Origin of the sequence: Amycolatopsis benzoatilytica AK 16/65 (assembly GCF_000383915.1) — a bacterium.
GTDB classification, from domain to species: domain Bacteria; phylum Actinomycetota; class Actinomycetes; order Mycobacteriales; family Pseudonocardiaceae; genus Amycolatopsis; species Amycolatopsis benzoatilytica.
In genome coordinates this window covers 2,223,480-2,239,907 of the sequence record NZ_KB912942.1, presented here as the reverse complement: position 1 = coordinate 2,239,907, position 16,428 = coordinate 2,223,480, and the positions used below count along the sequence as shown (strand labels likewise).

Annotated in this window: 1 protein-coding gene; it reads right to left on the bottom strand. The window is 71.4% G+C overall.

The window, feature by feature from the left end; genetic code table 11:
- Window positions 1-26 precede the first annotated feature (26 nt).
- The gene (locus tag AMYBE_RS46090) at window positions 27-16,340 is read right to left on the bottom strand and encodes a type I polyketide synthase (RefSeq protein ID WP_020659289.1); all 16,314 of its coding nucleotides are present in this window, start codon (window positions 16,338-16,340) and stop codon (window positions 27-29) included.
- Window positions 16,341-16,428: the final 88 nt, after the last annotated feature.

Sequence of the window (16,428 nt, the reverse complement as noted above, 5' to 3'; positions counted from 1 at the left end):
CGGTCTCGGCAGGGGAACGGAGCGGCTCAGCCGAACTCTTCGTCGATGATGCCGAGCAGTTCGTCCACCGACGCCGAAGCGATGTCGGCCTTGGGGCGCGGGGTCTCCTCGCCGGCGGGTATGGCGGAGCGGCGCAGCCGGGCGGCGATTTCTTCGAGGCGTTGTGCGATCTCGGCAGGCTCGGCGTCGTCCGACTCCAGTGCCGCCTCGAAGCGGGCCAGCTCCTCGAGCGCCGAGCCCGGCGGCCGATCGCCGTCCTGGGGAAGCTGCGCCGACACGTAACCGGCCACCGCCTCGGGCGTCGGATAGTCGAACACCAACGTCGAGGGCAGCCGCAAGCCGGTGACCGCATTCAACTGGTTGCGCAGCTCCACCGAAGTCAGCGAGTCGAAGCCCAGCTCCCGGAAGTCCCGCGAGACCGGGACGGCGGACGGGGAGGAATGGCCCAGCACAGCAGCCACCTCGGCGCGCACGAGGTCGAGCACGAACCGCGCGCGTTCCTCGCCCTGGAGCCCGGCGGCCCGCCGCGCTGCCGTCTCCGCCGTTTCCGCCCGGAGAACCGCACCGGGTCGTGCGGCGGGGACCAAGCCCCGCAGCAACGGCGGTGCCGTACGCCGGGCCCGCAGCGTCGCGGTGTCGATGTTCGCCGCCACGACCAGCGGCTCGGCGGAACCGGCCGCGAGGTCGAACAGCGCCAATCCCTGTTCCGGCGGAAGCGCGGCCAGTCCGTCCCGGCTCAGCCGGGCGAAGTCCGCATCGGACAGTGTGGCGGTCATCCCGCTCGCCGGCGCCCACGGCCCCCACGCCATCGACACCGCGGGCAGTCCCGCGCGCTTGCGGTGCCGGGCAAGGGAATCGAGGAACGTGTTCGCCGCCGCGTAGTTGCCCTGCCCCGGACTGCCCAGCACGCCCGCGATCGAGGAGTACATCACGAACGCGGCGAGATCGAGGTCCTGGGTGGCCGTGTGGAGGTGCCAGGCGGAATCCGCCTTCGCGCGCAGGACGTTCCCGACCCGCTCGGCGGACAATGCGTCCAGCACGCCGTCGTCGAACATCCCGGCCGCGTGCACCACCGCGGTGAGCGGGTGTTCGGCCGGAACGGCGTCGACCAGAGCGCGCACCGCGTCGAAGTCCGCCACGTCGCAGGCGACCAGTGAAGCGTCCGCACCCAGTTCGGTCAGCTCCGCCATGAACTTCTCCGCGTCCGGCGCGGCCGGTCCGGACCGGCTGGCCAGCAGCAGATGCCGGATGCCGTGCTCGGTGACCAAATGCCGGGCCAGCAAGCGGCCCAGCCCACCGGAGCCGCCGGTGATCAGCACGGTGCCCTCGGGCGCCCAGCCGAGCGGCTGCAGGGCCAGCGGCTGCCGGACCAAGCGGGCGGCGGTGACCTCGCCGCCGCGAATCGCGAGTTGCGGTTCCTCGGCCGCTGCCGTCAGCGCCGTGTGCAGGGCGGCCGCCCCGAGGCCAGCGTCCGGATCGAGGTCCACCAGCCCGAAGCGGCCCGGCTGCTCCGACTGCGCGGTGTGCACGAGGCCCCACGCGGCCGACGCGGGAAGGTCTTCGCCGCTCATCGCACCGCGCGTGACGAAGACGAGCTGCGAACCCGCGAACCGCTCGGTGGCGAGCCAATCCTGCACCAGCGCCAGCGTGCCGGTGCTCAGCGCGTGTGCGGAGTCCACCGGCCGATCGGGATCACCGGCCAGGCAGATCAGGACCACCTCGGGTGCCTCCGCCAGCGAGGCCGCGTCAACGGCTTCGTGCACGGCGGCACCGGAGGTGCGCAGCGCGTCGGCGATGCCGAACGGGTCGGCACCCACCACGGCGACCGAACCCGGCCCCGCGGACGCGGTTTCCGGCAGCGGCGTCCAGTCCACTCCGAACGCCGAGGCCGGATCGGTGCCGCGAAGCTGTGCTTCGGACAACGCACGCGAGACCAGCGACTCGACGGTGGCGACCGGATTCCCGGCCGGATCGGTGACGGTGACCGACATCGTGTCCGCACCGGCCGGCGTCAGCCGGACCCGCAGTGCGGCAGCACCCGCCGCGTGCAGCGAGACCCCCTCCCACGAGAACGGAACCGCGCCGGCACCGCCCTGGTCGACCGCGCGCAGCAGCCACGGGTGCAATGCGGCATCGAGCAGCGCCGGGTGCAGGCCGAACGCGCCCGCGTCCGCCAAGATGTCGTCCGGCAGGTGCACTTCGGCGAAGAGCTCGCCGTCCCGGCGCCACGTCGCCTGCAGTCCCTGGAACGACGGTCCGTACTCGAAGCCGAGACCGGCGAAATTGTCGTAACAGCTCTCGGTCGGGACTGGCTCCGCTCCGGCCGGCGGCCAGACCGCGTCTTGCGCCGCCGGGACGGCCGCGTCGCGGGAGAGGCTGCCCGAGGCGTGCCGCACCCAGGACGCGTCGTCGGATCCGGCGGGGCGGGAGTGGATCAGGATCGGACGGCTGCCCGTTTCGACGGCCGCTCCGACCGATACTCGCAACTCGACCGCGCCGTGCTCGGGCAGGAGCAGCGGCGCTTCGAGTGTCAGTTCCTCGATCCGCGCACAACCCGCCTCGTCGCCCGCCCGGATCGCCAGCTCGGCGAAAGCCGTGCCGGGAAACAAGATCCGGCCCTGGATGACGTGGTCGGCGAGCCATGGCTGGGTGCTCGCCGACAGCCGGCCGGTGAACACCACGCCCGCGTCGTCGGCCAGCGCGACGAAACCGTCCAGCAGCGGATGCCGCGCGGGTGTCAGCCCGACGGAAGCGGCGTCGGCCGGGGCCGGGGCGAGGGTCGGCCAGTAACGCTGATGCTGGAACGGATACGTCGGCAGGTCCACCACCGCACCGGCACCCTCGGGATAGGCCGGAGTCCAGTCCACATCCACGCCGGCCACGTGCAACCGGGCCAAAGCGGCAAGCAACGCGGTGTCCTCGTCCGGCCCTTCCCGCAACGCCGACACCACCATCACCTCGCCCGGACCCACCACATCGAGAACCAACCCCCCGAGCACCCCACCCGGACCCAGCTCCAGAACCGTGTCCACCCCCTCGGCGACCAGCGTCTGGACGCTGTCGGCGAACCGGACCGGCTCCCGCACCTGCGCCACCCAATAGGCCACGGAAGCAAGGTCCGCGACCTGCCCGGTCACCGTCGACACCACCGGAACCCGCGCCCGGCCAAACGACAGGCCCGCAATCGCTCGTTCGAACTCCGCCAGCATCGGGTCCATCAACGACGAATGGAACGCATGGCTCACCCGCAACCACCGCCACCGGCGGCCCTCAAGCCGAACCGCCAGCCCCGCCACCGCAGCCTCCCTCCCCGAAACCACCACCGACTCCGGGCCATTCACCGCCGCGATCGAGACCCCCTCGGCCAGCAACGGCACCACGTCGGCCTCGGCCGCCCCCACAGCCGCCATCACGCCACCGGCGGGCAGCTCCCCCATCAACCTCGCCCGCGCCGACACCAGCACACACGCATCCTCCAGCGACAACACCCCCGCCACATGCGCGGCAGCGATCTCGCCGACGGAATGCCCAGCCACGAAGTCCGGCCGCACGCCGAACGACTCCACCAACCGGAACAACGCCACCTCGACCGCGAACAACCCCAACTGCGCCCACTCAGTCCGGTTCAGCAGCTCCGAGTCCTCGCCCCACATGACTTCCCGCACCGGACAGTCCAGCTGTTCCGCGACCGCGTCGAACGCCGCCGCGAACACCGGAAACCGGCCATACAGCTCCCGGCCCATCCCCAACACCTGCGCACCCTGACCCGGAAACACCACCCCGACCCGGCGCTCCCCCGCCACCCCCTCCACCAACCGCGCACCCACGTCCGCCCCAGCCAGCAGCACCGCGCGATGCTCGAACAAACCCCGCCCCTCGACCAGACCACGACCCACCCCGACCGCCGAAACCCCAGACACGGCAAGAGACTCCAGCCCCCGCACCAACTCCGCGACAGCCGCACCAGACCGGCCCGACACCGGCCACGGCACCACACCCGCGACCTCGACCACCGCACCAGCCTCAACCACCGGCGCCTGCTCCAAAATCACATGCGCATTCGTCCCGCTCAACCCGAACGACGACACCCCAGCCCGACGCACCCGGCCCGTCTCCGGCCACGCCGTCCGCTCCGTCAGCAACGACACCGCACCAGCGGACCAGTCGACCTTCGACGAAGGCTCGGACACATGCAACGTCTCCGGCAACACCCCGTGCCGCATCGCCAGCACCATCTTGATCACCCCGGCCACCCCGGCCGCGGCCTGCGTGTGCCCGATGTTCGACTTGATCCCGCCCAGCCACAACGGAATCTCGCGCTCCTGGCCGTACGTCGCCAGCAACGCCTGCGCCTCGATCGGATCACCCAGCACAGTCCCCGTCCCGTGCGCCTCCACCGCGTCGACCTCCACAGTGGACAGACGAGCGTCCGCCAGTGCCTGGCGGATCACCCGCTGCTGCGCCGGACCGTTCGGCGCCGTCAACCCGTTCGACGCACCATCCTGGTTCACCGCCGAACCCCGCACCACCGCCAGAATCCGATGCCCATTCCGTTCCGCGTCACTGAGTCGTTCGAGGACAAGGACGCCCGCGCCCTCGGACCACCCAGTGCCGTCCGCGTCGTCGGAGAACGCCTTGCACCGGCCGTCCGGAGCCAGCCCGCCCTGCCGGGTGAAACCGGCGAAACCGATCGCCGTCGACATCACCGTCACGCCGCCCGCCAACGCCATCGAGCATTCGCCGGACCTCAGTGCCCGGATCGCCCAATGCAGTGCCACCAGCGACGACGAACACGCCGTGTCCACCGTGACCGCCGGGCCCTCCAAGCCGAACACGTACGAAAGCCGGCCGGACACCACGCTCGCCGCGAGGCCAGTCATTGTGTGGCCTTCCACGTCGTCGCGCGAATCCGCCATCAGACCGGCATAGTCCTGGCCGTTGGTGCCGATGAAAACCCCGGTAGAACTGCCCCGCAACGACGCCGGGTCGATGCCCGCCCGCTCGACCGCTTCCCAGGCCGTTTCCAGCAGAATCCGCTGCTGCGGATCCATCGCCAGCGCCTCGCGCGGCGAGATCCCGAAGAACCCCGGATCGAAACCGGCGACGTCGTCCAGGAATCCGCCCTGCCCGGTCACGCTCGTCCCGCGCCCGGCACCAGCCAGCGCCGCCAGGTCCCAGCCGCGATCCGACGGGAAGTCCGACACCGCGTCGCGGCCCTCGGCGACCAACCGCCACAAATCCTCCGGCGACCCGACCCCACCCGGGAACCGGCAGCCCATCCCGACGATCGCCACCGGCTCGTCGGTCCCGGTACCGGCCGGCCGCGGGGAAGCCGCCCGCGGCTGCCGGTCCTCGCCCAGCAACTCGGTCAGCAGGTGCTCGGCCAGCCCGGCCGGAGTCGGATAGTCGAACACCGCGGTCGAGGTCAGCGCCAAACCCGTGGCGCGGGCGAGCTGGTTGGCCACTTCGACGCCGGTCAGCGAGTCGAACCCGAGATCGCGGAAGGTGGCGCTCGCGTCGATCGCGGCCGCCGAGCCGTGTCCGAGCACGAAGGCGGCCCGCGAGCGAACGAGGTCCAGGACCGCCCCGGACCGGTCGGCGGCGGACAGTTCGGCAAGCCGTTCCCGCAAGCCGGAGCCGGTGAAGCCGGTGTCGTCGGACTCCGGACCAACGCGGCGAGCTTCGGGCAGTTCCGACAACAGCGGGCTCGGCCGCAGTGCCAGCAAAGTGTTCAGCAGCAACGGATCGCGCAAATCAGCGATCACCACGGTCGCCGCGGGCTCGGCGACCGCCCGGCGGAACGCGGCCAGCGCGGGCCCGGGCTCGAGCAGCGATTCGCCCAGCCGCCAGGACCGTCCCTCCGCACGCGCGGCATCGGCCATGCCGCCGCCTGCCCACGCCCCCCACGCAATCGACGTAGCCGCCAAACCCTCACCCCGACGACGCAGCGCCAACGCATCCAACACCGCATTCGCCGCCGCATAACTACCCTGCCCCGGACTCCCCACCGCACCAGCAACCGACGAAAACAACACAAAAAACTCAAGACCCACACCACGAGTCAACTCATCCAACACCAACGCCGACGCCACCTTCGACCGAAACACACCCTCAAACCGCTCCGGCGTCAACCCGTCCAGCACACCATCGTCCACAACACCCGCAGCATGCACCACCCCCCGCAACGGCAACTCCTCCGGAATACCCGCCAACAACTCCCCCACCGCACCACGATCCGACACATCACACGCAACAACACTCACCCGCGCACCCAACGCCTCCAACTCACCCCGCAACCCCGCCACACCCGGCGCCGCCTCACCCCGACGACTCGCCAACACCACATGCTCCGCACCCCGCGCCGCCAAATCACGAGCAACATGCGCACCCAACGCCCCAGTACCACCAGTCACCAACACCGTCCCCGACAACACCCACCCCGACACCCCACCCCCCACCGGGACCGGCACCAACCGACGACCGAACACCCCCCCACCCCGCACCGCAACCTGATCCTCCCCCCAACCCCCCGCCAACACCCCCACCAACCACCGCCCCACACCACCATCAACCACTCCAGGCAAATCCACCAAACCACCCCACCGCTCCGGACACTCCAAAGCAGCCACCCGCCCCAACCCCCACACCCCAGCCTGACCCACACAACCAACCCGATCCCCACCACCCACCGACACAGCACCACACGTCACCGCCCACACCCGCGCCCCACACCCCACATCACCCAACGCCTGCAACAACCCCGCCGTCGCAGCCACCCCGGAGTCGAGGAAAGCCAGCAGGGACACCACACCCGTGAAGCGATCAGGACTCAAGTCCCGCAGCCGCGCGGCAAGTTCAGTTCGCTCGACACCGGTGACGTCCAAACGGACCGCAGCCGCGCCCAGCGCGTCGACCACCGATCCCACCCACTCGTCCTCAGCGTGCGACTCCGGCACAACCACCAGCCAGCAACCGGACAGCACCGGCGCGGCCCGTCGCTCCACCGCAACCCACTTCTCCTGGTACCGCCACGAATCCGCCACGGCGTCGTCCTGGTGCTTCTGGTGCCAGGCCGACAGCGCTGGCACCACCTCCGCCAGCGCCGTCCCGTCGACTCCGAGGTCTCCGGCCAGCACGTCGAGGTCCGCCCGTTCCACCGCAGCCCAGAAGCGATCGCCGGCGTCCGTTGCCCCGGCACCGGACTCCTCGTCGGCTTCGGGCCAGAACCGCTCCCGCTGGAAGGCATAAGACGGCAGTTCGACGATGCGGGCTCCCGAGCCCGCGAAGAACTCCTCCCAGTCGACGCGCGCACCCAGCACATGGGCCGCGGCGAGCGCCACCACGACCGCCTCTTCCTCGTCCTGGTCCTTGCGCAACGCCGGGACCACCGCTGCCTCAGCGGGCAGGCTTTGCCGCGCCATCGCGGAAAGCACGCCGTCCGGGCCGATTTCGAGGAATCCAGCCGCACCTTCGGCGTGCAACGCCGCCACAGCGTCGGCGAACCGGACGGTGCCAGCGACCTGCTGGACCCAGTAGTCCGGGGAACAGGGCAGCTCGGCACCGGCGAGCGCGCCGGTCACCGTCGACACCATCGGGACCGTGGGCGGACGCAGATCGAGTCCTTCGACCACGCGCCGGAACTCGGCCAGCATCGGTGCCATCAACGGCGAGTGGAAGGCGTGCGAAACCGACAGTCGTTTGGTCCGGTGCCCCCGCTCGGCGAGTACCGCCGCGATCGCCGTGACGGAGTCTTCCGATCCGGAGAGCACCACCGCGTCCGGACCGTTGACCGCCGCGATCGAAACCGTGTCCTCCTTGCCCGCCAGCAACGCGGAGACATCGGCTTCGGTCGCCTGAACCGACACCATGGCGCCTCGGCTCGGCAACGCTTGCATCAACCGGGCGCGGGCCGAGACCAGTGCGGCGGCATCGGCGACGGAGAGCACCCCCGCGACGTGTGCGGCGGCGATCTCGCCGATCGAGTGGCCCGCGACCAGGCCCGGTTGAACGCCGAAGGACGCCAAAAGCCGGAACAGCGCGACTTCCACCGCGAACAGCGCGGGCTGCGCCCAGCCGGTCTCGTCGAGCAGACCGGAATCCTCGCCCCAGACGACGTCGCGCAACGGCCGGTCCAGTTCGGCGTCGAGGTGCGCCGCGACCGTGTCGAAAGCCTCGGCGAACACCGGGAACCGGGTGTAGAGCGCCTTTCCCATGCCGAGCCGCTGCGACCCCTGACCGGCGAACAGCATCGCCACTGGACCGGTGACCGCGCTGCCGCGAGCGACCTCGCGCACCCCGGCCTCGCCCGGCAGCAAAGCCGCCCGGTGACCGAACACCGACCGGGTGGCCGCCAGCGAGTAGCCGATATCCCGCGCGGTCAGGTGCGGATTGCGCTCGGCGAACGCCGTGAGCCGGTCGATCTGGGCCGACAGCGCCGCCTCGGTCTTCGCCGACACCAGCCACGGAACCAGCCGCGGCGAGTCGGGTACCTGCTCGTGCGCCGGGGCTTCCTCCGACTCGGGAGGTTCTTCGACGATCACGTGCGCGTTGGTGCCGCTGATCCCGAACGACGAGATCCCCGCCCGGCGAAGGCCGGCGCTTTCCCATGCCGCCGGTTCGGCGAGCAGCGCGGCCGAACCCGCCGACCAGTCCACCCGGGACGACGGAGTTCCGAGGTTCAGCGTGCGCGGCAGTTCCCCGCGGTGCATCGCCATGATCATCTTGATCACGCCCGCGACCCCACCGGCCGCCTGCGAGTGGCCGAGGTTCGACTTGACCGACCCGAGCCACAGCGGGCGTTCCCGGTCCTGCCCGTAGGTCGCGAGCAGTGCTTCGGCCTCGATCGGGTCCCCGAGGGCGGTTCCGGTTCCGTGCGCCTCCACGGCGTCGACCTCGGACGGTGACAAGCCCGCGCCCGCCAGCGCGGTCTGGATCACCCGCTGCTGCGCGGAGCCGTTCGGAGCAGTGAGCCCGTTCGACGTCCCGTCGGAGTTCACCGCGCTGCCGCGAAGCGTGGCGAGGACGCGGTGGCCATGGCGGCGCGCGTCGGAAAGCCGCTCCAGCACGAGCATTCCGGCGCCTTCGGACCAGCTGGTGCCGTCGGCGTCCTCGGAAAACGACTTGCACCGGCCGTCCGCGGCCAGGCCGCCCTGCTTGCTGAACTCCACGAACATCGACGGCTCGGCCAGCACTGCGACGCCGCCCGCCAGGGCGAGCGAGCACTCCCCGAGCCGCAGCGACTGCGCGGCCGTGTGCAAAGCGACCAGCGACGACGAACACGCGGTGTCGACAGTCAGCGAAGGTCCTTCGAGCCCGAACGTGTAGGAAATCCGGCCGGACAGCACACTGCTGGTGTTCCCGGTCAGCACAAAGCCTTCCGCGCGGTCGGCCTCGGTCAGCAGCGACGCGTAGCCGCTGCTCGCCGCGCCGACGAACACGCCGGTGGAGGTTCCGGCAAGGGTTTCGGGAACGATGCCCGCGGCTTCGAACGCTTCCCACGCCACTTCGAGCAGGATCCGCTGCTGCGGATCGGCGGCCAGCGCCTCGCGCGGGCTCATCCGGAAGAACTGGGCGTCGAACTCGGCCGCGTCGGCGAGGAAGCCGCCGCTGCGGGTGATCGACGTGCCGGGCCGGACGCCGTCCGGGTCGTAGAGGCCGGCCAGGTCCCAACCCCGGTCGGCGGGGAAGTCGCCGATCGCGTCGCGGCCGGACGCGACGAGGTCCCACAGATCCTCGGGCGAGCGCACGTCGCCGGGATAGCGGCAGCTCATTCCGACCACGACGATCGGGTCCGTGCTCGCGGCGGCCGCGGCGGACCGGGCGGACCCAGCGGTGCCATCGGCGGCGCTGGTAGTGCCGGTCCCGTCGGCTCCGTCGTTCCCGGTCAGCCCGGCGAGCAGATGGGCAGCCAGCGCGCGCGGGGTCGGATGGCTGAAGACCGCGGTCGGGCTGAGCGGGAACCCGGTCGCCCCGGAGAGCTTGTTCCGCAGTTCCACCGAGGTCAGCGAGTCGAAGCCCATTTCCTTGAACGCGCGGCCCGGTTCGACCTCGCCGCCGTGCCGGTAGCCCAGCACAGCGGCCGCCTCCTGCTGGATCAGCTCGATCAGCAGGCGCTCCCGCTCGGGTCCGGGCGCGTCGCGAAGGCGCGCGGCCAGCGGTGCCGCGGCACTGGACCCCGCAGCGGCCGAGCGGCGGACCCGGGCCTGGACAAGTCCGCGGAAAACGTGCGGGACCGGCTCGCGATGCCGCGACAGGTCGACCGTCGCCGCGACGACCATCGGAGTGACGGAGCCGAGTGCGGCATCAAACAGCGACAGCGCCCGTTCCGCCGGCAGCGCGGGAAGTCCTTCCCTGGCCATCCGCGCGAAGTCGGCCTCGGTCAGCGCGGCGGTCATCCCGCGGTCCGGTTCCCAGGCGCTCCACGCGATCGCGGTTGCCGGGAGGCCGAGCGCGCGGCGGTGCTGGGCCAGCGCGTCGAGTCCGGCGTTGGCGGCCGCGTAGTTGCCCTGCCCGGCGCTGCCCAGGGCACCGGCGACTGAGGAGAACAGGACGAACGCGGCCAGGTCCTGATCGGCGGTGAGTTCGTGCAGGTGCCAGGCGGCATCTAGTTTCGGGGCGAGCACGGTGTCGAAGCGGTCCGTGGTGAGCGAGCCCAGCATGGCGTCGTCGACCACGCCTGCCGCGTGGATCACCGCGGTCAGCGGATGCGCGTCGGGCAGATCGGACAGCAACGCCGCGACAGCCCCGCGATCGGCTACGTCGCAGGCGACCGCCGATGCGACCGCACCGGCCCCTTCCAGTTCGGCGAGCAGTTCCCGCGCGCCTTCGGCTTCAGGGCCGCGCCGGCTCGCCAGCACCAGGTGCCGCACCCCGTGCCCGGTGACCAGATGACGTGCGAGCAGCCCGCCGAGCCCGCCGGTGCCGCCGGTGATCAGGACCGTGCCGTCCGGGTCCCAATCCCGCGGCATCCGGAGCACGACCTTGCCGACGTGCCGGGCCTGGCTCAGGTACCGGAACGCTTCCGGCGCGCGCCGCACATCCCAGGTTTTCACCGGCAGCAACGACAGCGCTCCGGAGGCGAACAGCTCCACCAGCGCGGCCAGCATTTCCTGGATCCGGTCCGGCCCGGCTTCGGCCAGGTCGAAGGCCCGGTAGTCGACCCCGGCGGGCCGGCGGACGTCAGTCTTGCCCATTTCGAGGAACCGGCCGCCGGTGGCGAGCGTGCGCAGCGACGCGTCCACGAACCGGCCCGCGAGCGAGTTCAGCACTACGTCGACGCCGCGACCGCCGGTGACGTCGAGGAAGCGCTGTTCGAAGTCGGTCGTGCGGGAGGAGGCGATGTGATCCTCGGGCACGCCGAGCGCGCGGAGGGTGTCCCACTTGCCTTCGCTCGCCGTCGCGAAGACCTCGGCACCGAGGTGCCTCGCGTACTGGATCGCCGCCATGCCCACGCCGCCCGCGCCGGAGTGGATCAGCACGGTCTCGCCCGCGCGGAGTGAGGCGAGGTCGGTCAAGGCGTAGTAGGCGGTCAGGAAAACCAGCGGGGTGGCCGCGGCGTCCTCGTCGGACCAGGAGGCGGGCACCTTGATCAGGAATCGCTCATCGACCACGGCATCGGGACCGAACGCACCGTCGAGCATGCCCAGCACTCGGTCGCCCGGTTGGAGGTCGCCCACCAGCGGCCCGGTTTCGGCCACGACTCCGGCCGCTTCCGCGCCGAGCGGACCCGGGTCGCCCGGGTACTTGCCGAGCGCGTTGAGCACGTCGCGGAAGTTCACCCCGGCCGCGGTGACCCGCAGCCGCACTTCCCGGTCCGACAGCGGCGCGTCCCTCCCGGCGACGGGAGACAGGGTCAGCTCGTCCATGCTTCCCCGGCGCGGAGTGTCCAGCCGCCACGGCATCCCGCCCGCTGGCGGCAGCAGACCGGCGGCCGCGGATCCGGCGAGCCGCGCCAGCCGGGCCACCCGGACCGCGCCGCTCCGAACGACCGCCTGCGGCTCACCGGAAGCCAGCAGCCCGGCCAAAACTGCGGCCGAGGTGCTGACCGGACTTTCCGCATCGAAGTCGACGAGGACGAGCCGTCCCGGGTTTTCCGCTTGCGCCGACCGGATCAGGCCCCAGACCGGCGCGGCGGCCGGATCAGCGAGCGGTTCGCCCATGGCCTGCACCGCGCCGCGGGTCACGACCGCCAGGCGCGTATCTCCGAACCGCGGGTCCGCCAGCCAGGTCTGCACCGTCGCAAGGGTCTCCGCAAGCACTGCCCGGCTGCCGTTCGTCCCGTCGACGGGCAGCACGAACAATTCAGCACCGTCAACCGACGGATTCTTCGAGCTCTCCACTGAATGCGCGGCCTCGCGCAAACCGTTCGCCACGTCGTAGCGGTCCGCGCCGAGCACGGTGAAACAGTCCTGCAGCTCCGGATCAACCGACAGCGGAGTCCAGTCCAAGGTCCAAAGATGGTCGAAGGCCTCCTCGCCGGACGGTTCGAACGACGGCGGGCGCAGCACGAGCGATTCCACCGAAAAAACCGCTGTGCCAACAGGATCAGTGGCCTGGATCTGGATCGCGTCGTCGCCGACCGGACGCACGGATACCCGCAGCGCGGACGCGTTGGTGGCGTGCAGCGCGACGCCGGTCCAGGAGAACGGCACGGTCGGCTGGCCCGGGTCGTTCGAGCCGGCGAGCGCCGGGGCGTGCAGAGCCGCGTCCAGCAAAGCCGGATGCAGCCCGAAAGCATCGTCCAGGCCGGAGTCCGGCAGCCGGACCTCGGCGAAGACCTCGTCGCCGCGCTGCCACGCGGCCGTCAGCCCGCGGAACGCCGGACCGTAGTCGAAACCGGCCCGCGCCAGGCTTTCGTAGCATCCGGACAGGTCGACCGCCGTCGCGCCGTCCGGCGGCCAGACGCGTTCGGCCTCGACCGCTGGCGCGCCCGGCGCGAGAAAGCCGGTCGCATGCCGGGTCCAGGGTGCCGTCGCCGCTTTGCGCGCGTGGATCGCGACTGTCCGGGCACCGGCTTCGTCGGGCGCGCCGACGGTCACCTGCACCTGGACGCGGTCCTGCGCACCGAGCACGAGCGGCGTTTCCAGCACCAGCTCCGACAGCAGGTCGCAGCCGGTTTCGTCCCCGGCGCGCAGGGCGAGTTCCACCAGCGCGGTCCCCGGCACGACGATCCGGCCGAGGACCCGGTGGTCGCCCAGCCAAGTGTGGACGGGCCGGGAAACGCGGCCAGTGAACACCGTCTCTCCGGTCGCGGCCAGTTCGACAGCGGTGTCCAGGATCGGGTGATCCACCGCGGACTCGGCCGGAGCCGGATCGCAGCCGGTCCAGAACCGGCTGCGCTGGAAGGGATAGGTGGGAAGATCGATCCGGCGTGCGCCCCGGCCGGCGAAGAACAACGACCAGTCCGGTCCTGCGGCGCGCACGTGCAGGGCGGCAACCGCGGCGACGATCGCGGCGGCCTCGTCCTCGCCGCCGCGCAACGCCGGGGCCGCGAAGGTGTCCCCGTCCGACAAGATCCCGGCGACCATCCCCGACAGCACTGCGCCAGCCCCGAGTTCGAGTACCGAGGTGACGCCTTCTGCGCCCAAGGTTTCGACTGCGTCGGAGAACCGCACCGCCTCGCGGGCCTGGCGCACCCAGTATCCTGGCGAGCCGAGGTCGCCGGGCCCGCTGAGCGCGCCCGTCACGGTGGAGACGATCGGCAACTGCGGCTCCCGGTAGGCCAGCACTTCGGCGACCCAGCCGAGTTCGTCCAGTGCTGGCTCCATCAGCGACGAGTGGAACGCGTGGCTCACCCGCAACGGGGTGCACTTCATCCCCTGCGCGGACAACTTTTCCGTCAGCGTAAGCAGTTCGGTTTCGGGTCCGGAAAGGACAGTGGCTTCCGGACCGTTGACCGCGGCGACGCCGACCGCGCCGGAAAGGAACTCGCGAACGCGAGTCTCGGCCGCGCGCACGGCGACCATCGCGCCCCCGGCGGGCAGGTCCTGCATCAGACGGCCGCGGTGGACGGCGAAGGCGGCCGCGTCTGGCAGCGACCAGATCCCGGCGACGTGCGCCGCGGCGATCTCGCCGATCGAATGTCCGGTGACGACGTCCGGCCGCACCCCCCACGACTCCAGGAGCCGGAAAAGCGCGACCTGGAAAACGAACAGCGCCGGCTGGGCATACGCGGTCTGGTCGAGCAGCGCAGCTTCGGCGGTGTCGGGCTCGGCGAACACGACGGACTTCAGCGGCCGGTCGAGATGCAGGTCCGTGTGGGCGCAGGCCGCGTCGAACGCCTCGGCGAACGAGGGGAACGCGACGTACAACCCGCGCCCCATGCCCAGCCGCTGCGCGCCCTGGCCGGGAAAGACGAACGCGAGCCGCCCGTGCTGCGCGACGCCTTCCCGGACAGCCTCGTGCGGTTCACCGTCGGCCAGCGCGTCGAGACCGGCGAGGCCGCTGTCCACGACCGCGGCCCGGTACGGGAGCCCGGCCCGGCCGCAGGCGGCCGAGAACGCGACGTCCAGCGGCCGGGCGTCGGACAGCAGCACGTCACGCACCGCGGAGGCTTGAGCGCGCAGGGCTGACCGGCTGCGCGCCGAGAGCACTAACGGCACCGGGCCGCCCGGTCCGGCGGCGCAGTCCTCCTCGGGCTCCGGCGCGGCGGGCGCTTGTTCGAGAACCAGGTGGGCGTTGGTGCCGCTGAACCCGAACGACGACACCGCACACCGCCGCGGCCTCCCGCGGTCGGGCCAGATCTGTTGCCGGGTGAGCAGCGAGACGGTACCCGCAGTCCAATCCAGGTGCGGTGTGGGCGGATCCGCGTGAAGCGTCTGGGGCAGCACGCCCGCGCCCATCGCCGCGATCATCTTGATCACGCCGAGCACGCCGGACGCGGCTTGCGGGTGTCCGATGTTCGATTTGACCGAGCCCAGCAGCAGCGGCTGCCCGGCTTCCCGGCCCACGCCGTAGACGGCCTGGAGCGCAGCTCCTTCGATCGGGTCGCCGAGCGGGGTCCCGGTTCCGTGCGCCTCCACCGCGTCCACTTCGGACGGCTCGAGACCGGCGTCGGACAGTGCCTGCCGGATGACCCGTTGCTGCGCCAGCCCATTCGGGGCGAGGAGCCCCGCACTGGCCCCGTCGGAATTGACCGCCGAGCCCCGTAGCACCGCGAGGATCCGGTGGCCGCGGGCCTGCGCCGTGGACAGCCGTTCCATGAGCAGCAGCCCGGCGCCCTCGCTCCACCCGGTGCCGTCGGCGCCCGCCCCGAACGCCTTGCAGCGCCCGTCTTCGGACAGGCCGCGCATCCGGCTGTAGGCCATGAACGAGCCCGGAGTGGCCATCACCGCGACGCCACCGGCGATCGCCTGGTCGCATTCGCCCTGCCGCAGCGCCTGCGCGGCGACGTGCAGCGCCACCAGCGACGAGGAACAGGCCGTGTCGATCGTGAGGGCGGGACCGTGCAGGCCGAACTCGTAGGCGATCCGGCCGGAAGCGACGCTGCCCGCGGTGCCGGTGACCAGGTGACCTTCCGCTCCGTCGCGCGCGCCCTGCATGCCGGGTCCGTACTCGTGGTCCTCCACCCCGACGAACACTCCAGCCGCGCTTCCGCCGACCGACAGCGGATCGATCCCGGACCGCTCGAACAACTCCCACGCGAGTTCCATCAGCACGCGCTGCTGGGGATCCATCGCGTGCGCCTCGCGCGGCGAGATCCCGAAGAATTCCGCATCGAATTCGGTCGCGCCGGTCAGGAAGCCGCCGCTGCGGGTGTAGGTCCGGCCCGCCCGGTCGGGGTCGGGGTCGTAGATTCCTTCGAGATCCCAGCCGCGGTCTTCGGGAAAACTCCCTACCACGTCCCGGCCTTCGAGCAGGAGCTGCCAGAGGTCGTCCGGAGAGAACACTCCGCCGGGCGCACGGCAGGCGGCGCCGACGATCACCACCGGATCGTCGGCACCGGCGCGGCCGCCCGGCAGCACCGGCGCCTCCGGCTGCTCGCCCAGCAGGCGGACGGCAAGGCATTGGGCAAGACCGCTCGCGGTCGGGTGGTCGTAAAGGTCGGTGAGCGGGAAGGAAACCCCGAGTTCGGTCTGGACCAGCCGATGCAGCTCGGCCGCCGACAACGAGTCGAGGCCCAGGTCGGCGAAGCGGCGAAGCGGATCCCCGACCTCCGAGCGGCCGACGCCCAACGCCGTCGCGGCAGCGCGCTGGACCGTCGCGAGGAGCTTTCGCACGACGTTGTCGCGACTGTCGCGCGAACCGGACGACAACAGCTCACTCACTGCTTCGGGAACGCCGGTGGAGCCCTCGCCCGGCATCTCGCCGACGGAGGACACATTGCAGGCTTCGCTCGTCATCTCGCCGTGCCACCAACCTTAGGCCCCTGGTTCGAAACTGGCATCGGCCCGATCGTAAGAGCCCGCAGTCTGTACTTTTTCCTAGAGC

Coding starts and splice junctions, on each gene's coding strand:
- AMYBE_RS46090 (WP_020659289.1), bottom strand. CDS start 16,340: ATGACGAGCGAAGCCTGCAATGTGTCCTCCGTCGGCGAGATGCCGGGC.